The sequence below is a fragment of the Parablautia muri genome (genome assembly GCF_009917485.1).
GTDB lineage: Bacteria > Bacillota > Clostridia > Lachnospirales > Lachnospiraceae > Suilimivivens > Suilimivivens muri.
This window is the reverse complement of sequence record NZ_QZDT01000031.1, coordinates 1-21,754: the sequence shown is the minus strand read 5'-3', so window position 1 is coordinate 21,754 and position 21,754 is coordinate 1. Positions and strand designations below refer to the sequence as shown.

Genomic DNA, 21,754 nt, shown 5'->3' with positions numbered 1-21,754 from the left:
CAAAATGAGCTACAGTGTTATAGGGGGCGCAGACGGCCCCACGTCTGTTTTCCTGGCCGGGAAAATAGGGTTTAATTGGATCAATGTATTTGGGTTGATTTTGGTCTTATTGTTGCTGATTCCCAACATAATATATGCTCTTAAATTGGGGAATCACAGAAATGAATGCAATCATAAAGTGATGAATATTCTGGAGCAAATCGGAAGATATGCATCTGTGTTTTTTATGATTTTTTCTATTGGAATTGCAGAATTTGGCTTTTCTTCGTTAGGGGCTTTTTTTCTATATGGGATTGGCAATATTGTTTTGATGCTGACGTACTGGATTGTTTGGATGTTATATTTTCATAAGCAGGACTTGAAAAAGGCAATGGCGCTGGCGGTTATCCCTGCCTGTATATTTGTGCTCAGTGGTGCTGCATCAGGGCATATTCTGCTGGTTGCAAGCGGAGTGGTTTTTGCCATTGGGCATATATATATTACCTATCAAAATGGAATATCTGAGCGAGGAGAAAAATAGCTATATGTTAGAGGGATGCCTTGGACATGAGCCGGCAGAGCAAAAGGCGCCTAAAGTATAAAATTTAAGAAGTTCAGCATTGTTTCAGAAAAGAGGAAAAGGATGAATACGCTTATCATAATAGCAATATTTCTTGTGGCGGGCCTTTTGTTAAATCGAGTCATTGATTTGACATTTCGATTTATAGCAAAGAAAAGAAACAGCAGCCATCTGCACTTTTTTAAAAGTATGGCGAACTCTGTGGTGATTATTATTGTGGTTTATTCGCTGGCGCAGCAATTTTCCGTTACAAAGGATTTAAGCACTACTATTTTACAAAGCGGTTCTTTGATTGTAGCAATTGCAACCTTTGCCGCACAGCAGGCTTTGTCAAATGTTATCAGTGGTATTTCTTTATCTGCCACCAGGCCCTATGATGTGGATGATAAGATAAAGGTGGTGCAGGGAGGCAGCATTGTGGCGGAAGGGATTGTAAAGGATATCACCCTTCGGCATACGATTATCCGCCAGTATAACGGGGAGAGCTGTATTGTCCCTAACTCTGTTATGGATTTGGCGGTTATCACAAACACAAATTTTACGGAAAATATAGGAAACTTCATGGAGGTGACGGTTGGTTATGACGCAGACATTCATGAGGCTATGGATATCGTACAGAAAATTTGTGCAGAGCATGTGTTGACTTTAAATACCATGGAAAATAAGGTTTTTGTAAAAGGATATTCGGAAAATGGCGTGACGTTGAAAACAACTGTGTGGTCGAAAACGTTAGATGAAAGCTTTCAGGCGTGCAGTGATATACGGGTTAGCATTGTGGAGCAGTTCAGAGAGAGGAATATAAAGATATCCTATCAGATTATCACCATAAGCAATGAATAAGTATGGAGGAATAAGCATGCAAGATGTTCAATAGATTTATAAAAAAACAAAAGCTGAAAAACCAAGAAAAAAAGAGGTTCCATGTGGGCGCCGTATTTTGGCTTGCAGCGGCAATGGTGCTTTTCGCTCTTATTTTCCTTTTGGGGACAGGGGCCGGTATTTTAAATTTCGGGCCTGTAGCAGTGAAAATGAGACAAGATACAGGCAAGGAAATAAGCGGAGGAGGAATCCCCAATGGAGGGTGGAAAACTGTATATGCCAGGAACCTTCCGGATATGCAAAAGGAGCAGGACCTGGAAGATGTTCTGGCTCCTTTGGTAAAGGAAAAGGAGGAAGAAGGAAGGCTCAGGAAAGCGGCAGAAGTAATGAAAATGGACATGCCGGGATATGGGCGGGAAAGTATTCTTTCTATTGTGGAAGATACCAAAAAGGATAATGGAACCTTAATGCTGGATCTTAACTTTGATGGATGGGAGGATATCTGTATCAGAGAAAGATACGTAGATGGCGGGAATATTTTATATCATTGTATGCTTTGGAATCAGCAGAAGCATCGGTATGAGTTCAGTACCATGTTGTATAATGTGGAGACAGATACAAAGAACCAATGGATATCCTGTAGATATAAGAAGGGAGAGGCGTGGTATTGCACCACCTGTTATCGATATGATGATGAGGGGCAGCTGCATCTCGTAAGGTATGTGGAGGAAAATGAGGCAAAGGACGCGCTGTTTCAACAGTTGGAGCTGACTTATGTGGAGGATGGCGGCCCATACACACTTAAAGCGAAGGCAGATGAGGAAAATCAGGAGCATATATTGGTTTCCATGGCAAAGCAGGCACTTTTAGAGCTTTATGGGTGGACCGGCGATAAGGTGGAGAATGCTTGTTTTAGCGCTACCAATATAGGCAGCGTGGTTTTTGGTATGACGCCAGAGGATATAGAGCATTCCAGAATTTTTTACAGTCGCTGCTTTGGAGCGGATACGGAATTTCATTTGGACGGCTATGAAAAAAGTATTTCATCTCTCAGTGTAGTATCGAAAAGAAGCGCGTGGTTTTCGCCTGTTTCCTGGCACAAGTTTCCCAACTGGCCGGGGGATATGACAGACGAAGAAATTGTAATCTGGTATTTTGAGCAACTTCCAACGGTAGAAGGAGATAAAGTAAAAAGCATAGAGAAACGATATGAAGATATATGGACGGTTGGAACAGAAAGTGGCGAATGGTATGAGGTGATTTATAGTCAGGCATTGAGAGAGGTATGGGATGTAACCGGGCCTTATCCTGCTTATCCGGTACATTAGGTCTGCAAAACTGGAAATCTTTTGGCTTTTTCAGGTGTTGATTCTAAAATGCCCAGGGGGATACAGATGTTATGAAAGTAAGAAAAAATATTTATCTGCATTTAGTGATTATAATAGCATTGATATATATTGCGCTGCTTACGATTCTTTATTGCTCGGAATCTGCAGAGAGCGATGCAATGATTCAGACGTTTGGGGATGCTTTCTGGTATTCGTTGGTGACATTGACCACAGTAGGGTATGGCGATTTGGTACCGATAACGCCGTTAGGACATGCAGTTGGAATGATATTCTTGCTTTTGTCCGCGGGTATTACGGTAACATTGCTTGGAGCAGTGATATCTTTTATCACCAGTGAAGGAATGCCTTTTCTTATGCTTAACATGCAGCGGCGCAAAAACTGGTATTATTTTGCAGATTATGAAGTGGAATCGGATACGCTTGCAGCCAACATTTATAAGGAAGATCCTGATGCGCTGATTATTTATGGGGAAGAAAGGAACAGGTATAGAGAAAAACGGGATTATCCATGTATCTATGTAAATGTTTCACCGGACAAAATTGTGGAGAAAAAGAAAGAGGTGGGCGCAAAATGTAAGATTTTTTTGATGAAAGAAAATGATATTGAGGTGAACAGCCGGGCGGCTCATCTGGATAAGCTGCCGGTGGAGGTCTATGCGAGGAGCACAAATGGGAGGGACAATCTTTCAGGGAATATTAACTTTTTTCACAGTTATGAGTGCTGTGCCAGACAATATTGGCGTTCCAAACCACTGTGCTGTAATGAAAACAGCATTGTCCTGATTGGATTTGGAAACTATGGCCGGAGCATTCTGGAGAGGGCTGTCTTAACGAATATTGTATCGATTCATCAGCATGTGGCGTATCACATTTTTGGAGATGTGGGAGACTTCCTTACGATTCATCATAGGCTTAACAGGGTCTTTTCTATAAATGAAGAATCTGCCACCTGCGATTCTTTGATTTTTCATGAGAATCCATGGGCGGAGGCACATTCTATTTTGGAACAAGCTGATCGTATTATTATCTGTGAGGATGATGAGCAAAGTGGTTGGAGCATTTTCTGGACACTGAATGATTATTATAGAATTTCAGGCCGCGTTGACCTGCGGAGCAGCCGAAAAGCCCCTGGCATATCTTATTTTGGAGCAAATGAGGATATTTACACACCACAGCAGATTATCCGTACGGATTTAAACAAAGCGGCTATCATGATCAATGAGCTTTTCCGCAAGTCTGTTTCTTATCCTACCCGCAGCTGGGAGGAGTTAGATGATCTCCACAGGCAGTCAAAGATTGTGGCGGCAGATCATCTTTTGATGAAGACCAGGATTCTTCTGGAGGATGAAACGATTACGGAGCTTAACGCATCTGTGGTTAAGAGAGCATATGACAAATATTGCAAGACAAGCACTTCAGAGGAGGGAAAAGAAGTATATCGTAAGCTGGATCATATGCGGGCAGTCCGGTTTTATACTTTTTATAATTGGAGCTATGGGCTTGCACGCAATGATATAAAAAGAGAGCATCCAATGCTATGCCAATATGAGGAGCTGACACAAGAACAAAAGCGGGAGAGGGATGCGTCCTGGGAGCTGATGGGCAATATCTATACCAAGCTGGAGTGAATATCTCTGATAGACATGATTCCAGCAGGGGGGGCTGACTTTAGATATCGTGGGGGTATAAAATGGAAAAAATAGATATCTTTTTGAAAAAGTTAAAAGAGGATTCTTTGGAATATAAGGAACTTGAAACAGCCGGATATTCTTTGGAGGAAAAGAAAAAGACAATTCGTTCTCTCATGAATATCCGTATGCCAAGAGCGTTTTCTCATGAATTAGCAAGTTTGCAGAATGCCTATCTGCAAGAAGAATTAAATTCCAAAGGGGTGGTAACATTATCGGATATTCCCACCATAAAGGAACAATTTAGCAGTAAGTCTCCCTATGCGGACAGGATATCCCTTTGGCAGGGAGATATTACAAGGCTGAAGGTTGGTGCAATTGTCAACGCTGCCAATTCCCAGATGCTGGGCTGTTTCGTTCCCTGCCATAGGTGCATTGACAATGCCATTCACAGCGCGGCGGGAATGCAGCTTCGGGAAGAATGTAATCGTATTATGAAGCACAGGCGGAGCCTGAATGGCAGAAGCTATGAAGAACCCACAGGCACAGCCACTTTGACTTGGGGCTACAATCTTCCCTGCGATTATGTGATTCACACGGTAGGACCGATGGTATACGACAGCTTAAGCGAGAAACTTTGTGAGGATTTGCAGAATTGTTATGAGAACGTTTTAGAATGCGCTTTCGCACATAAAATCAAATCGGTTGCGTTCTGCTGCATTTCAACCGGAGAGTTCCATTTTCCTAATGATAAGGCGGCAGAAATTGCATGGAAAACGGTGAATGGTTTTATGGAAAAGCAGGGCGGGCATATGGAGCGGATTATTTTTAATGTGTTTAAAGACAACGATTGGGAGCTGTATAAGCGGCAGATTGATAAGGCGCTGTATTAAATAAGGGGCAGGGAAATTAATTTCCGATTGCATACATGTTCAGGTGTATGAGATAATCAAAAGCAGCGAATCAGAACAGCGGAAAGCTTGCGATATGCAGGGCATAAAAATGGAGGATGAATATGAACAGAGAAGAAGCAAGAAAATGCGCCCGGGAGCTGGTGGGAAAAATGACTTTGGAGGAGAAGGCGTCACAGCTTAAGTACGATGCGCCTGCCATTGCGCGCTTAGGCATTCCGGCCTATAATTGGTGGAATGAAGCGCTTCATGGGGTAGCAAGAGCCGGACAGGCAACGGTATTTCCACAGGCAATTGGTCTGGGGGCAACATTTGACGAAGATTTACTCAGGGAGATTGGGGATGTGATTGCAAAGGAAGGGCGTGCAAAATACAACGCTTATTCAAAACAGGGTGACAGGGACATCTATAAGGGCCTTACATTTTGGGCGCCGAATATCAACATTTTCAGGGATCCCAGATGGGGGAGAGGCCATGAGACCTATGGCGAGGATCCATATTTAACCGGCAGAATGGGCGTGAATTTTGTAAAAGGAATGCAGGGAGATGGGCCGGTGATGAAGGCCGCCGCCTGTGCAAAGCATTTTGCAGTACATTCAGGGCCGGAGGAATTGCGTCATGGATTTGATGCGGCGGCATCGGCGAAGGACATGGAGGAAACTTACCTCCCTGCCTTTGAGATGCTGGTAAAGGAGGGAGAAGTGGAAGCTGTAATGGGCGCGTATAACCGTACCAACGGAGAGCCCTGCTGTGGCAGCAAAACCTTAATAGAAGATACCTTAAGAAAAAAGTGGGGCTTTCGGGGACATTTTGTGTCGGACTGTGGGGCAATTCAGGACTTCCACATGAATCATGGCATAACGGCGTCACCGAAAGAATCTGCGGCGATGGCGCTTAACGCCGGATGTGATGTGAACTGTGGAAATACATACCTTCATATCTTAAGTGCGTATCAGGATGGGCTTGTAACGGAGGAGGCCATTACCAATGCGGCTGTCAGGCTTTTTACCACCAGATATATGCTTGGATTATTTGAAGATACGGAATTTGATAAGATTTCCTATGACAGGGTGGAGTGTGCGGAGCATCTGTCCTTAGCGGAAAAGGCGGCTGCAGAAAGCTTTGTTCTCCTTAAAAATGATGGGATTCTTCCTCTCCGAAAGGATAAATTAAAAGCAATAGGAGTGATTGGGCCTAACGCAGATAGCCGGTCGTCCCTGATTGGAAATTATCACGGCACAGCAACAGAATATGTGACGGTTTTAGACGGAATACGGCAGTATGTTGGGGATGATGTGAGAGTTTATTATTCCATTGGCGCTGAATTGTTCCAGGATAAAACAGAGCAGCTGGCCCATCCTCAAGACAGACTTTCCGAGGCGAAAATCGTTGCACAGCACAGTGATGTGGTGGTTTTGTGCGTAGGACTTGACGAAACCTTAGAGGGAGAAGAAGGAGATTCCAACAACAGTTATGCCTCAGGGGATAAAATATCGCTTAAACTGCCGGATTCGCAGCTTAAGCTTATGGAGGCTGTTGCCCAAACCGGAAAGCCTGTGATTCTTTGCCTTTGTGCGGGAAGTGATATTGATCTGGGCTATGCCAGCGAGCATTTTAACGCGGTGGTGCAGCTTTGGTATCCTGGTGCCCAGGGGGGCAGGGCAGCAGCAAAAATGCTCTTTGGTGAAGTGTCGGCGTTTGGCAAGCTGCCGGTTACCTTTTATGAGACCTTGGAGGAATTGCCTGAGTTTACGGATTATTCCATGAAAGGGAGAACCTACCGCTATATGGAAGGGAAAGCGCAATACCCTTTCGGCTATGGCTTAAATTATGGGAAAGTTGTCATAAAGGAAGCGCTGCTTGAGGACAACCAGGTGGTAGTGACGGTTGAAAATGAAGGGGAGGTTGATACCGGAGAAGTGGTCCAGGTATATATGAAATGTGAATCCTCCGGTTTAGCGCCTCTGCATCCTCAGTTATGTGCATTTAGGAGAGTTTTTGTAAAGGCAAAGGAGAGGGTGCGTGTGGAAGTTGCAATTTCGCCCCAGGCATTTACCGTGGTGGACGAAGCGGGAAACAGATTTACACCAGGGGGTCTTTATAAACTGTATGTGGGATTTGGACAGCCTGATGCAAGAACGGAAGAACTGACCGGAATGAAATCGGTGGTACTTGAAAAGAAGGTGGATAAAGCAGTATAATGCTGTGATGAAAAAGAAAAATTTTTTGCAATTTTTTTTATAGGAAATGCGATGAAATTGGATTCGCTGAAGGCTGCCATGAAAGGAAGCCATACACAAGATATAGATAATACCTGTGCGGGTAAAAGACAATATCTTGTGGATGGCGCTGGTTTCACGGCAGCCTTATTCGCTGTAATAAGCCAATTGGCGGGGGTTTTGAGCGGATCTGCCTATTATTGACAAAAAGTTAGTAATGAATATAATGAAATTTGTGGGTTAGGAGAAGTATGGCAATTGTCAGAATTGACATAAAGAAAAGGAGAAGACGTATGAAACGAATGATAACATGGATGATGGTATTTTGCCTGATTGCCACATGGGTTCTTCCGGTTCAGGCAGCAGAAGTGAATGGGAATGGTTTATCCTCTCCAGCGCCGGAAAACGCAGATGTGGACGGCATGAATGGCAATGGAGGAAATTTGAATCAACCGGGAAATGTTGATAATCAGCCAAAGAATCAGGTACAGCCTTTATCGGAAACGTCCGCGTCTCCTTCGCAGACAAAGACACCGGGGGTATCTGCGGAAGTATCTGCGGCGCCGGAAAGGACACCGGAGACAGTGCCATCGGAGTCACCTGCAAAGCTGCCTGCAGAGTCACCTGGTGAATCGCCATCGGTATCACCCACAGGGATAGAACAGACACCTTTTGAGGCGTCAAAATCACCAACGCAGTCACCCTCTGTGTTACCATCGGAAACTCCTGCAGGGACGCCCAGCGCTTCCCCATCGGCTTCTGCAACACCATTAGCAACGCCTGAGCTTCCCTCAAATGGAAGCTGGAATGAGCGTCAGGTATCCTCCGGCGTCACCGGCGGGGTGGAAGTAATTTTGATGAATGCCCTTCCTATCCACAAGGATAGTAAGATTACGCTGGTCGTTTCACTGGAAAATAAAGAAAGTAAGGAGATAATCCTTACAAATAATGCGGAAAAACATACGGTTTTGTTTGAAGAACTGCCGGAAGGAACTTATCATCTGAGGATATCCGAGAAGAATACCGGCAGCGCTGGCTTTGGATTCATTCCCTATGAGCAGGATATAGCTGTTGGGAAAGTTACGGAAGTTGCGGAAGTTTATACCGGTTTTGTAGAATTAGAGGGAGTTCAATATGTGCAAGGGGCGCCGCATCCGGGTGTCATGCTCATAGGAGATGTGAACAGGGATGGCAGATTGGATGATGGAGATAAGAATGCCATCATGGAAGTGATCAGTCAGGGGTCAAACGGTGTATGGAAAGGGAATCCGGAGGAAAATCCCACGGATCTAAATAAGGATGGCCAGACAGACCTTGTGGATTTGCAGTACTATGCTAACAGCAAGGAAAGGATGGATGAAAATGCGGATACCACTGCGTCTTTGTATAGTAGAATTTCCTCCAATGCCGTACAGGTGAATCCTGGTACAAATACCCAAATTGTTGAAGGCGATCCAGGGAATCTATTCAGGGATGGCAGCGGCGGAGTGACCTTGAAGGCGCAGGGTACAGAAAGTGCGATTGCAGAAGGAACACCGGTGGAGATTGGCTTCAATCTGGAAAGCGATATGTGGCAATCCCAGCAAGTAGAGGAGATTAGATTTGCTATGGGTGAAAATCCCATTGAAAGTGGAAGTCTGCTGGTGATAAAGGAAGATGGTAAAGAGATATCATTTAACATTGACAGAGGAGAAGCACGGCAAGTTGAAGGTTCCGGGGGATTTTCCTTATATGCAGGGCAGGGAGAACAAAACGGTGTTCTGATCATTGACCTGAGAGGTGAAACTGCAGTAAAGAAAGTGACACTGAAAATTACCGGGATGAAATTTGGCGGAAATCTGGCCAAGATTTCCAAGGTGGAATTTTTAAACAATACAGAAAATAAAATTCCTGCTCCGGATATGAACATACCTTCAGGGCTTATCGGAAAGGGCGGCAATAAATCTATCCATGTAACATGGAACGAACAGCCTAATGTAACTGGCTATGAGGTAAAGATTTGTTATCAGGGGCAGGAACAGGTCATACGTGCTGCGTCTAATCAGTTGGAGATAAAATCCTTTTTGGGAGGGCGGTTAAAAAATGGTGAAATCTATGAGGTAAGCGTCCAATCTATAAACGGCACATGGGCCAGTGGATATTGCGAACCTGTACAGATAAGTCCGGCTATTTCCAGCCGGCCGGATGCACCGGATAACCTGAAAGCGGTGGGAGGATACTGCCGCATCAGCTTAACATGGAAAAATATGGAGGATACGGATTCTTATAATGTTTATTATAAGGCCGAGGGGGAGAGTGCATACACCCAGATTACCGGCATAGACCAGAATCGCCATGTGTTAAATGATTTGAAGGATGAAACCAGGTATGAAATATATGTGACCGGTGTAAATGAGCTGGGAGAGAGCAATCCTTCTATCCATTCGGAAGCCCGTACACTCAGTATTAAACCGGCACAGATGCCGAACTATAAGCTCATTAATGAGTCTAACGGAAAAGGGAAGGTAAGCGCCCACATAAAAGGGGTGACCCATGGAAGGGGATCTATGGAGGGCAGTTCCTTAGATACAGATAAAACCAGCGCACTTGGAACAGTGGATAAGGATGCGGCATCCTATTATCAGGTAATGGACTGGGACGATGGCGCAAGCTATCCTGCGGCAAGTAAAGGTTTGCTTTTTACGTTGGATGATTATTATGAGATGAGCTATATTACATTTGCAGAGGTTGAGGATATCGGCTGGTACAGCGGCGCGTACGTTTATTATTATGATGAGGCGCATCAAAGTGATGGTGTTGCGGCCCAGAATGTATCCTTACTGCAAAAGACAGATGAAAACGGGCGAAAATATTACATGATTAAATTAGCGCAGCCCATCAAGGCCAATCAGATCAGATTAGGCTTTACAAGAGGAAATAACCAGAGGAATATTATTATTTCCGAAGTGAATTTTTACTATTATGACAGTCTGGAGGATGATATTCTGGCTTTATATGCGGATGATCTTCATACAACCCTTAAGCCGGATGTGACAGAAGAAACAATTTTGGCGCTGCAAAAGCGCCTGGATACGAAGGATGCCAAAAGTGGGGAATATCATCCCGAGCGGACAACGCTGCAAAGAGAGCTGGATAATGCCAGAGGACTTCTATCATCAGATTTCCAAGATGTGGTAGAGATAAATCCCGGTATCACAGCGGCAAAGGACGGACATCTGGGATTTAGCGGCCTGAACGCATGGCAGCCGCTGGGGATTACAGCGTATGAGGGCGAGCATATTGTAGTATATGTGGGGCATAATCAGTTAAAAACTGGTTCTGACTCAGCGCTTAAACTGATTGCCACCCAGTACCATGCAGAGTCAGGTGCATTTGCATCCAACGTGGCAGCTCTTAAGGTAGGGCGCAATGAAATTACCATACCCGCAATCCAAAGCCTTGCCTGTGAGGGCGGCGGTGCGCTTTACATTCAATATACCGGCAACAATGAAAATGACAGATATGCGGTGCGGGTAAGCGGCGGTGCAAAGGAACCGGTGCTGAACCTATATGGTATTACCGATTCCGTGCAGAGAAAGGAGCGCATCACAGCTTATCTGGAAGAACTTGACGAGCACGTGGCATCCCTGGAAGAAAATCACAAAAAGATTCATGAAACTGCGGGAGAGGGTAATAAGGTAAACCGCAGCTATGAAGAAACCAACTGTATTTTAGGCGCTACGGACATTATGCTGGATCAGATGATGCTATCTGTATCCGGAAAGCAGATTCTTGCAGGACTTGGAAAGGGAACCCTTTCGGAGCGGGCCGATAAACTGGATCAGTCTCTTCAGGCTATGGAAGATATGCTGAAGCTATTTTATCAGCATAAGGGGCTGAGCAATGACGCCGGGGCACCGGCATCGGATCATCTGCCCGCCCAGCATTTAAATATCCGTTATATGAGAATGTTTGCAAAGGCATTTATGTACGCTGCCGGAAATCATATCGGAATTGAATGGGGATCTGTGCCGGGCTTAGCCTCAGCAGTACCTGTTTCAAGTGATGAAAACGGAAAATACCTAAGCGGTAACTATTTTGGATGGGGCATTAGCCATGAGATTGGACACAACATCAATCAGGGCAGCTACGCGATAGCGGAAGTAACGAATAATTATTTTGCCCAACTGACGAAATCAAGGGACAGCAATGATACCGTGCGTTTTAAATATAATGAGGTTTACAAAAAGGTAACCTCCAATACGGTAGGCATTCCATCCAATGTGTTTACCCATCTTGCCATGTATTGGCAGCTGCATTTGGCCTATGACAGAGATTATAATTACAAAACCTATGACAGCTACGAACAGCAGCAGGCTAATTTGTTTTATGCACGGGTGGATTCCTACAGCAGAGATACCTCCAGGGCCAAAGGCGGTTTGAAGTTAGACGGCGACAAAAATCAGAATATTATGCGGCTTGCCTGTGCAGCGGCCGAAAAGGATCTGACAGAGTTCTTTATGCGCTGGGGCCTTGTTCCTGACAGTGAAACCATCCGTTATGCCGGACAGTTTGAAAAAGAAGAACGGGCGATTTATTATTTAACAGATGATGCAAGGGTATACGAAATAGAGCATGGCACCGACAGAACCATAAATGGAAGAGATATTGTAAGCTCGGACAGCAAGGCAGCGGTCAGCAAAAATGTTGCAAATGAGGTGACAATTTCCATACAAACCACCGCTGACCCTGAGCTGATTTTGGGATACGAAATCGCCAGATATTCTTATGAAAATGGGGAGCCGGTACGTCAGGTGGTTGGATTTTCCACAGAAAATACATATGTGGACCATGTGGCAACCATCAACAACAGAGCTTTGACTTATGAAATCACAGCAGTAGACCAATTTGGCTATCGATCCAAAGCGCGGAAAATTGGAGATGTGAGAATATCCCATGACGGCAGTCAGGATAAATCTATGTGGAATATTACCACAAACATGCTTTCAAACGGTGATAAAACCAATGAGGCAGTGGAAGATGATCCCTGCACGCCTGAAACAGTTTCGGATATTTATAAAGTAATTGACAATGATTACAATAAAGATTATGAAGGTCAGACTGCCGGCGGAGATGCGGAAATCGTGATCCAAATGAACCGGATTTTGGAAGTATGCGGACTTAAAATCACCTCAAAATCAAGCTCGCCTATCGGCAATTATACAATTGAAGTAAGTCTGGACGGCACAAGCTGGACAACCGTAAAGACAGGAAGTTTTGAAAACAAGAGTGGAAGCCAAACCGTTTACTTTGAAAATGCGGATAAAGATCCATGGGTATGTACCTATGACGCCGCTTATGTAAGGCTTAGAGCTAAGGGACAGATGCAAATGTCTCTTGCGGAAGTGGATTTACTTGGACCTTCAGGAGACAGCATTTCCTTTGGTGTAAGGGAGAACAGTACCGAGGGCGCGGTGGGAATCTTAAATGCAGATTACATATATGAGGCGGGCAAAAAAATTCCGAAAGGCTCTTTGATTTTTACCGGCAGTTATAAAGGAAATCCTGCCTACAATGTAGTGATTATCTACGATGAGGACGGAAATGTTGTAGGAGGCGTAGATGAACAAAATGTATTAAAAGCCGAACAGATTATTTTGGCGGATGTACCTGAAAACGGAATGCTTGGAGAAGTGAGCGATGGTATCTGGATTTATTGGATTGAGCCTGAGTTGATACCGGATGGCCTGAAAGGGAAAAAGGTACGTGCACAGCTATATCGGGTGGATCATGCATTGACCAATGAGGGACAAAGGCTTGTAAGCGATACCCTGCCTCTGCAGGTACCCAACACGCTTGAAAATATTACCCTTCAAAACGGCACAAAAGATGATACAAGTACAAAAGGTGTAACCAGCACCCCATTGAACTAAAAAATATGCTCCGATATGGATACCGCTGCCAGGCAGCGTTTGGGGGAGTATGAGAAAGCAATATACAATGGCGGGGGTATGAAAGTGAAATGGATTCAGAATAAATTATATATGGGAATAGCAATACTCAGCATGTCCGTCCCGCTGCAGGTAAATGCGGCGGGGAGGGATACCGTGAACCTTGACCAGAACGGAAGTCAGGTAGGCGTATCTGTGGAAATGAGTAATGCCACGGAAGAAAAAATCACCACGGTAGCCGTGTCCTTGGAGGTTAAAACAGAGGATTTAAGCCAGGTAAAGGTGGAGTTTCAATTTTCAGCGGAGCTTGAGGGGGCCGAGTATGGTTTTATCTACAATGAAAATACGGGAAGACTGGATATTTACGTTGCCTCAGCCAAAAGCTTATTTAAGGAGGAACAGCTCAGTCTTGGAAATGTGCAAGTGCAGCCGGTGAATCCAAACCAAAGCATATCGGCGGATATCGGTTATTGCAAAGACTCCTTTAAGACGGCCAACAGCGCTTACGGAGATAAAACGCCTGTGGTGGAAAATGAGGTTGCACCTGTAACCATACAGATTGGAAACGGCAGTCTTACGCCACCCGGTTCCGGAACGGACAATAATTTGGGAGGTGCGGACGGCACAAATCCGGGAAATACAAATCAAGGTAACCCTGGTGCGAATGCAGGAGGAAGCGGTAGCGGAAATCCTACGGGCGGCAATCGGGATGAAGGGCTGTATGATGAAACTACCCGTTTTAAAAATGATCCTTCCAGCGCAGAGTCGATTTCATCTTCTGTGGTGAAACGCGAGGGAAAGGAAATACCTCCCATCAATTTAACCACAGGTGCAGCGGCTGCAATCGCTGGTAAGAATGGGGCGGAAACCGGTAATGCAACGCTTTTGGGAACCATAGGAAAGGTATCTGTGATTTCTCCCAAGAATGGTCCTGCAAGTATCCTGGTGTCCAAAGGAGAGGGTGAGGCATCAGCGGAAGATATGCCTGATGGACTTGTGGCAGGGATAAAGGATGAGAGCCTTACCGAAAAATTGGGCGGCCTTTTTGGAGGAGAATATGCCGAGGAAGATGGGGCGGGAGAAATTGTGCTGGACCAGGAAAAGGGCGGCGCTGTGGATAACAGTAAAAGCGAACGGCGCAAACGGATTCTTATTTTTGGCGCAGCTTTGACAGGCGCAGCGGCAGTAATAGTCGGTATAGGCGTTATCCTGGTAAAGAAAACAGGAGTGGTACTAGCGGATAGTAAGCGGAAAAAGAGAAGAAAAAAACATAGAAGGAAGAAAAAAAACGCAAGAAAGAAAAGAAGGCGGCCTTCTTCCTATTAATACAATTGGACATTATGATCAGGGAAACTGAATCATCTGGCCGGGGTAAATTAAGTCGGGATGTTCAGGACAGTTATACTCTATAAAGTATGCAAAGGAATCAGGAGCGGATATTTCCGCTCCATATTTCTTATAAATGCTCCAAAGGCTTTCTCTCTCCTTTACCATATGGACATAAGGAGCGTCATGGAAGGTCTGCATCATGGTGGAAAAGGTATGCTGACAGATTTTCCACATAAGTGCATATTTTATCCTCCGTTAAAAAATCTTCATTGGGCAGCTGGCTTATCCAGGTCCTGCCCAAATCCGTGGAAGGGTCCTCAAGCAACCGCCAGTACGCGCTCTTGGCAGACCAGATTCGATATTGCGCATCATCGTAGGTAACAGGGTATGCCTGGGCAATAAATACCCTGGTAATATCTATGTAAGCCATGGGAATCACTTCTCCGTTGTCTGCGGTAGTTTCCAGCCGGTAATCTAAATCCCACCAGCTGGTGTTGTCAGAGGTCCGGTCAGTCCGGCCACCGCCAATGAGCCGCAAAACATAGTTTCTTTCCGCAGGGGTTAGTTCCGGATAGCGCATCAGAAATTTTTCCAGAGGTTTTTGAAAATATCCGTCCAAGATCATCTGGCGGGCCATATCCATTCCGTCATTAAAATCAGGGCTGTCTCCGCCCTGCACATAATGCCATTGATCCAGGGCTTTTCTTTCTTCATCCGTATAGGTTTCCGTAGAAAAAATGGGAACGCCAAAGGCTCTGGTACCGCCCTCCTGACACGGAAAACAGTACGTTATTTAAGTGGGCGGTAAATACTTCCTCCGCCACAGTACTTCCATCTGCTTGCCGGATTGGTCTGGTTTCCGAAGTTGTGTCCTTTATATTGCAGACCAGGCCGGTGTATTGCTGATGAGCGGGCAGCTCATCGCCATTGTCGATAACTTGAATCAGAGAAAATTCCGGTTCTTTATTTTGATTCCTGATTTGTTCTGTCAGGTCATGGACAGCTTCTGTGCTGCTGATTTTATCTTCATCAGCGTCTGCTTCGTTGGTGTCCGTTTCACCGATTTTCGCTTGGGAAGTAATTTCCTTCCGGGAAGTTTGAAGCTGGGACAGTCCGAGCGCTTTGGAAATGATTCTGCGGCCCCCCAAAATTGCGGCGAGGATTAAAAAAATAATTATGAGTAAGGAGCTTCTTTTTTGAATATATAGAGAAGCACAAAAATTAAAATATCCTGATTTATTTGAGGAGAAATAGAGATTATTGGTTTTAGTTTGATATAATTCATAAGTCTTAAAACTACAATTTTATGGTAAAATCCCAATTTTAAAGGCTACTAACATGTATAAACATGGCGGTAGCTTTTTGATTATAAGCATAATCAAGTAGATATTGGTGAGAGTATGGTATTATTGTAGCTCATATAGATTATAAATTTATTGATAATATATATATATTAAGATATAATATGACTATATTAAAATTAGGAGGAAAACGTATGGAAACAATCAGACCATCTTCAGATCTAAGAAATCATTATAATGAAATATCTAGACAATGCCATGAAGAAAGGAATCCGGTTATTATTACAGTCAATGGGCGTGGGGATACTGCTATAATGGGATTGCAGGACTACTATCAGATGAAATCAGAACTTGAATTGCTGCGTACTTTGGCAGAAGCGGAAGATGATGCTATGAATGGCAGGGTGGCACCAATGCAAAACACATTTGATGATATACGCAAGTCACTTTTAGAGAGGAAGTCTAATGAAGTATAAAATTATCAGAACAGATAAAGTGGATGAACAGCTAAGGGAGGCCATTTTCTATATTGCGGAGGATTCCGATAATATAGATATTGCATTGAATTATCTGGATAAGGTTGAGACTGCTATCAATCGTTTAGAGGAATTTCCCAAGTCCGGCAGCGTACCAAGATATTCAATTCTGCGAAAACAGGATTATAGAGTACTTATCGTAGAAAGGCATTTAGTATTTTATAAAGTAAATGAAAGTGAAAAAATTGTTACTATATATGCAGTTGTGGATAGTAGACAAGAATATCGTAATTTAATATAAAATGAATGTATTGTTTTCGTTATAATAGCAATAAAAACTACCTACATGAAGCTGACAAATGCATAAGGGTAGTTTTTATATGTCCGCTTTATTGTACTTTTTAGCTGGTATTAAAATTGGAATATAAAATACAAATAAATATTCGAGGGTACAATTGACGGGAGCAAACGTATGTTCTATACTTGCCTTCAGTAACACAAGAAAACCTATCAAATTATCCTCAAACGGTGCTGGCAACACCTCGAATAACTGACAGGCTTTCTCATACATACACACACAAATTCAAATGCCGAAACGGCTAAGAATTTGAAACACAGAATGCGCTTGAAATTATTAAATCATATTCTTTGTTCTTTTTCAAGCGTTTCGCTGTGTTTCCCATTAGTAATTGTTGGTAGATAGATATTTTAGAGAATTGAGTAATTGAATATAAAAATCAAGCTGGACTTTACTTAGTTATAAAAATAGAAAAATGATAAGTTTTTCTGTTTTGAATGGAGAAAAGTCTATTAGAAAAGTGTGTTTGCTTTTTTATAAGAGAAAGTTATTGCGATTTGGAGAAGTAGATATTGGGAGGGATGTTTATTGAGAGGATCATAGGGCTGAAAATAGCCTAAAATTTTTGAATTTTAAAGGAAATGTCAGATACAGATTAATGTTATGTATCTGCAATATCTAAACAATGCAAAGGAAAGGGGTGTTATATGTGTATGAAATGAAACGTAGAAAAGGTAATGGTTCCGCAATCTATCTGGATGTACACAAATAACAACGCATGTATCAGACAACTTTTTGGAAGAAGGTTATATGATACAAAACCTACAGTCCGCATGGTGATTCATTCGCACAGTTACCATGCGGTTATGTATAAAAAATGGTGATTTAGGGTATATGGGTGGTATAATAAATCTATCAGTAAAAGAAGAACTTTATGTTTGTTCACAAAATGTTCATTTTATGTTCGCTGAATGTTCTCTTGTTTTTGAGTATACTATAAATAAGGAATCTTGTGGGTTCCTTCATCACAGTATGAGTCCTGTGACTGTTCTGACAGGACGGTAAAATAAAAGTGACAGAGTGATGAAAATTGTGGGAGGGCAAAGGCTCTCCCATTTTTACTAAGGAGATGTTATGTGTTCTAAAGAAGACTCGTTTGATTATCAGGTATTGAACTTAACGAATAGTTTTTATTCTGATTATCCAGATCCGCCATATAAAGAAATCGTACGAAAGAATAGTAGACCATATAATTGCTTATTAGTGCAGTCGCATTATGGATATTTTATTTGTATTCCTTATAGAAGCCATATCAACCATAAATATGCTTTTAGATTTAAGAAAAGTATTCGATCTAAAAGGGCAAATTCTGGATTGGATTATAGTAAAATAGTAATAATCAAAAAAGGTGAATATATAGGAACTACAGATGCTAAGAAAAGTCGCAGTGTTGAAGATATGGGTAGGATTTATGATGATTTAACAGAAGAATCTAAGAAAAAAGCATGTGAAGAATTGTTAAGTAAGAAGAAGTTTTTTGAGGATGCTTGTTTGAAGATTATGGATAGTTTTAAGCAGGAGTACCCTTTCCGTAAATCTGTCCGCCTGCATCCTATGGCTTGCCGGGCAGATTTGGCTTGTTGGGAGGAATCCCAAACCCTCTGAAATACCCCGTATTTCCCACAATGCCACACAGGACGGCTTTACCAAAGTTATGCAAAAATTCTTTTCCGTCATTTATGAAAATGGTATAAACTTTTCGCACCCACTTGACAACTGAAATGTGTAGCAGTAAAATAAATTCCTGTAATTAGAATTCTAAGTAGAAACGGATGATACCATGAGGGACGAAAAAAAGCTAATGGAAAAATATGACAAGTTGAATCGGAGAATGCTGAGATACTTTTCAAGTTTTTTCACAGGTACACAGATAACCAGTATTCAAGGTCTTATCCTGCATTATATTATCGTTGAATCGGAGGCAAGGGACATATTCCCCAAGGACATAGAAGAATTTTTAGAAATTAAAGGTTCTTCTGTCACGAGCCTTATCAACAATCTGGAGCGCAATGGCTATTTGCGCCGTGAAAGTTTGGACAGCGACAGGCGTTATAAGAAACTTGTATTGACAGAACAGACGCTTGAGATAAAGGACGATATTACAAGCCGTGTCAATGAGTACATGCACAGTATGTTCGTTGGTATCTCCGAAGATGATTTGGAAGTCTTTGAAAAGGTCATTCTGCAAATGACGGAGAATACAAAATAGGTATTCTTTTGCTTATATACTTAGAATTCTAATTAAAAGAAAGGAGGATTTCATATGAGATTACCACCCGCAACAATTATTTCGATAATTATCGGAATCTAATTTTTTGTCTTTATACTTAGAATTCTAATTAAATGAGGACACGATAATGAATGACACACAGGCAACAGCCAATCCCCTTGGATATGATAAAATTGGAAAACTGCTTACAAGCTATGCCGTTCCCAGTATCATAGCTTTGATTATCAATTCCCTTTACAACATGGTAGACCAGATTTTTATCGGTCAGGGCGTAGGATTTTTGGGGAACGGAGCCACGAACATTATCGCACCAATCGCTACGATTACGATTGCCATTGCCACGCTTTTTGGTGACGGTCTTGCCGCCTTTTTCAGCCTTAGCCTTGGAAAAGGCGAGGGTGAGAAAGCCGCAAAAGGTTTAGGGACTTCGATTATGTTTGGGGGCATTTTCGGCATTATCTGGACTGTTCTTGCCTTTGTTTTTTTGAAACCGCTATGTCTGATATTCGGGGCAACGGAAAATATACTGCCCTATGCGCTTGATTATGGGCGTATTATTGTTATTGGGTTTACCTTTCAGATTGTCGGGAATACCATTAACAGCGCAATCCGAACAGACGGAAGCCCGCGTTATGCCATGTTGTCTATGATGATTGGTGCGGTTTTAAACATCATTCTTGACCCGGTTTTCATATTCGTATTTCACTGGGGAGTTGAGGGTGCCGCAATTGCCACCATAATAAGCCAGCTATTTGGACTTTTGTTTAATATCGCTTATCTGTTCCGTATGAAAACAATCAAACTTTTCAAACAGTCTTTTACTTTGGATATTCAGACTGCGGGGAGGATTGCCAGCCTTGGATTTGCAAGCGGCGCAAACAATTTGACTTCAACGGTAGTGGCGTTCGTATCAAACAATCTGATGACAAAATACGGTGCGCTCTCTCCCTATGGAGCAGATATTCCCCTCACCACCTTTGGCTTGTGCATGAAAGTGAGTATGCTTGCATTTTCCATTGGCATTGGCGTTGCAAGTGGAAGCCAGCCGATTATCGGGTTTAATTATGGCGCAAAGAAATATGACCGTGTGAAAAAAACTTTCCTGCTTAGTGCAGAGGTTGCTACAATCATCACATTTGTTTCGTGGATTGTTTTTCAGTGCTTCCCGTTGCAGCTTATTCGGATATTCGGTACAGAATCCAGTCTGTATGAAGAATTTGCCGTTAAGTGTTTCCACATTTATTTACTGCTTACATTTTTGAATGGTTTACAGATGTGCGCCGGCGTACTGTTTCAGGCAATCGGACAGCCCATGAAAGCGGCGGTTACTTCCCTGTCAAAACAAGTGATTTTCTATATTCCCGCCATGCTTATCTTATCCCGCTTTTTCGGGCTTACAGGTATTCTGATGGCAGGACCTACCGCAGATGCTTTGGCTTTTGTCCTTTCGGGTGCTTTTTGCTTTAAGGAAATTAAGAAAATGGAGCAGATAGGTCAAAATGCAGAAGCACAATGAAAAATTGGAGGAATAGTAGCATGAAAAAAAGAGTTATCACGATTAGCCGGGAGTTTGGAAGTGGAGGGCACAGTATAGGAAAGGCTGTTGCCGAAAGATTGGGTATCAGTTTTTACGATCAGGAACTGTTGGATAAGATTGCAGCGGAAACAGGGTTTTCAAAGGAATTTATCGAAGAAGCAGCGGAATATTCTACTGCAAAGAACAGCCTTTTATTTAATCTTGTTATGAACCGCTCCCTGCATGGGCGCACAGAGCCTTCCCCTGCTGATACGATTTATTTTGCACAGGCAAAGATTATCAAAAACCTTTCAGAAAGAGAAAGTTGTGTAATTGTTGGGCGGTGTGGTGACTATATCTTGCGGGACAATAACGACTGCCTGCATATTTTTATCTATTCAGATACGGACGACCGGGCAAAACGTATTCTTGAACGTTACGGAGAAAATGAAAAGCCTATCCAAAAGCGGATTGCGGATAAAGATACCCGGAGGAAAATCTATTATTCACACTATACAGACCGTCCGTGGGGCATACCGCAGTATTATGATTTATGCCTTAACAGCGGCGCGTTGGGTGAAGAAGTAAGTGTAAACATAATTACAAATGTTTTCAAAGGGTAAGATTTTTTTCAAGGATATGGTGGTATCGGAAAGGTGAAGCCATGTCCTTTTATCATTACAAAAATGTTCCCATATATAAGGAGCCATTAAAAAATCCTGTTTTATGTATCGGCAAATTCTGCCTATGAACATGAACACACATATCACTTAGTATGTCTTAACAACTCATATTGCACCAATACCTGTACCGCCTTATGTGGTATAGATGTTTGCTGTAATAGCCCCCTGCTGGGAAGAAAGGGGGTGAGAGAAAATGAGATATTCTGAAAGGTTCATGGAGCATATCGAATATGCGTTCAATGCGTTCTGTAAGATTGTCCTGCGCCATGAGGCAATCAACGCATGGCGGGATTTGAAGCGGAAAGAGGAACGGGAAATATCCCTTGACTACCTAATGTCGGAAAGGTATTTTGAACCGTCCGCTATGGACAGCTATGGTGTTAGTATATAAGTGTGGACAGAAAAAGTTGAACAACCTATACTATCAAATGAAAGAGCAAAGGAGA

General features: G+C 43.0%; 16 protein-coding genes and 1 pseudogene. 15 read left to right on the top strand and 2 right to left on the bottom strand.

All coding sequences use genetic code 11. The features are described from left to right. Positions 1–4 precede the first annotated feature (4 nt). The 8 genes from D5281_RS16455 to D5281_RS16420 all read left to right on the top strand — a co-directional run bounded on the left by D5281_RS16455 (position 5) and on the right by D5281_RS16420 (position 14,741). A complete protein-coding gene (locus D5281_RS16455) occupies positions 5–520 on the top strand; it encodes a hypothetical protein (RefSeq protein WP_277935417.1) in 516 nt (171 codons plus the stop codon). 102 nt (positions 521–622) lie between these two features. Beyond that, entirely contained in the window at positions 623–1,399 is a 777-nt protein-coding gene (locus tag D5281_RS16450; RefSeq protein WP_160561197.1) for a mechanosensitive ion channel family protein, read from the top strand. A gap of 23 nt (positions 1,400–1,422) precedes the next feature. After that, a complete protein-coding gene (locus D5281_RS16445; RefSeq protein ID WP_160561196.1) occupies positions 1,423–2,706 on the top strand; it encodes an XAC2610-related protein in 1,284 nt (427 codons plus the stop codon). Positions 2,707–2,777: 71 nt separating this feature from the next. Beyond that, positions 2,778–4,355, top strand: coding sequence for an ion channel (locus tag D5281_RS16440; RefSeq protein ID WP_160561195.1), 1,578 nt, complete (start codon positions 2,778–2,780; stop codon positions 4,353–4,355). A gap of 62 nt (positions 4,356–4,417) precedes the next feature. Then, on the top strand, positions 4,418–5,248 hold the full coding sequence (locus tag D5281_RS16435; RefSeq protein WP_160561194.1) for a protein-ADP-ribose hydrolase: 831 nt from the start codon (positions 4,418–4,420) through the stop codon (positions 5,246–5,248). Between the two features lie 122 nt (positions 5,249–5,370). Further along, the gene (locus D5281_RS16430) at positions 5,371–7,467 is read left to right on the top strand and encodes a glycoside hydrolase family 3 C-terminal domain-containing protein (RefSeq protein WP_160561193.1); all 2,097 of its coding nucleotides are present in this window, start codon (positions 5,371–5,373) and stop codon (positions 7,465–7,467) included. 311 nt (positions 7,468–7,778) lie between these two features. Beyond that, a complete protein-coding gene (locus D5281_RS16425) occupies positions 7,779–13,397 on the top strand; it encodes a fibronectin type III domain-containing protein (protein WP_160561192.1) in 5,619 nt (1,872 codons plus the stop codon). Between the two features lie 78 nt (positions 13,398–13,475). Beyond that, the gene (locus D5281_RS16420) at positions 13,476–14,741 is read left to right on the top strand and encodes a hypothetical protein (RefSeq protein WP_160561191.1); all 1,266 of its coding nucleotides are present in this window, start codon (positions 13,476–13,478) and stop codon (positions 14,739–14,741) included. Positions 14,742–14,925: 184 nt separating this feature from the next. On the opposite strand, the gene D5281_RS16410 is transcribed toward D5281_RS16420, so the two are convergent. Beyond that, a complete protein-coding gene (locus D5281_RS16410; RefSeq protein WP_160561189.1) occupies positions 14,926–15,423 on the bottom strand; it encodes a hypothetical protein in 498 nt (165 codons plus the stop codon). A 31-nt stretch (positions 15,424–15,454) separates the two neighbouring features. Next, entirely contained in the window at positions 15,455–15,892 is a 438-nt protein-coding gene (locus tag D5281_RS16405) for a hypothetical protein (protein ID WP_160561188.1), read from the bottom strand. A gap of 347 nt (positions 15,893–16,239) precedes the next feature. Here D5281_RS16405 and D5281_RS16400 point away from each other — a divergent pair, with 347 nt between their 5' ends. The 7 genes and pseudogenes from D5281_RS16400 to D5281_RS16370 form a co-directional block, all read left to right on the top strand. Beyond that, entirely contained in the window at positions 16,240–16,521 is a 282-nt protein-coding gene (locus D5281_RS16400; RefSeq protein ID WP_160561187.1) for a type II toxin-antitoxin system Phd/YefM family antitoxin, read from the top strand. Next, a complete protein-coding gene (locus D5281_RS16395; protein ID WP_160561186.1) occupies positions 16,511–16,822 on the top strand; it encodes a type II toxin-antitoxin system RelE/ParE family toxin in 312 nt (103 codons plus the stop codon). Before D5281_RS16400 ends, D5281_RS16395 begins: the two co-directional genes overlap by 11 nt. 1,131 nt (positions 16,823–17,953) lie before the next feature. Then, entirely contained in the window at positions 17,954–18,484 is a 531-nt protein-coding gene (tenpIN, locus tag D5281_RS16390) for a type III toxin-antitoxin system TenpIN family toxin (RefSeq protein WP_160561185.1), read from the top strand. A gap of 175 nt (positions 18,485–18,659) precedes the next feature. After that, on the top strand, positions 18,660–19,088 hold the full coding sequence (locus D5281_RS16385; RefSeq protein WP_160561184.1) for a MarR family winged helix-turn-helix transcriptional regulator: 429 nt from the start codon (positions 18,660–18,662) through the stop codon (positions 19,086–19,088). 148 nt (positions 19,089–19,236) lie between these two features. Next, a complete protein-coding gene (locus D5281_RS16380; protein ID WP_160561183.1) occupies positions 19,237–20,625 on the top strand; it encodes an MATE family efflux transporter in 1,389 nt (462 codons plus the stop codon). A 20-nt stretch (positions 20,626–20,645) separates the two neighbouring features. Beyond that, positions 20,646–21,248: a cytidylate kinase-like family protein gene (locus D5281_RS16375; RefSeq protein WP_160561182.1), complete on the top strand. Its 603-nt coding sequence runs from the start codon at positions 20,646–20,648 to the stop codon at positions 21,246–21,248. Positions 21,249–21,501: 253 nt separating this feature from the next. After that, positions 21,502–21,684: pseudogene (locus D5281_RS16370) on the top strand (RNA polymerase sigma factor); the annotation flags it as partial. Positions 21,685–21,754 lie beyond the last annotated feature (70 nt).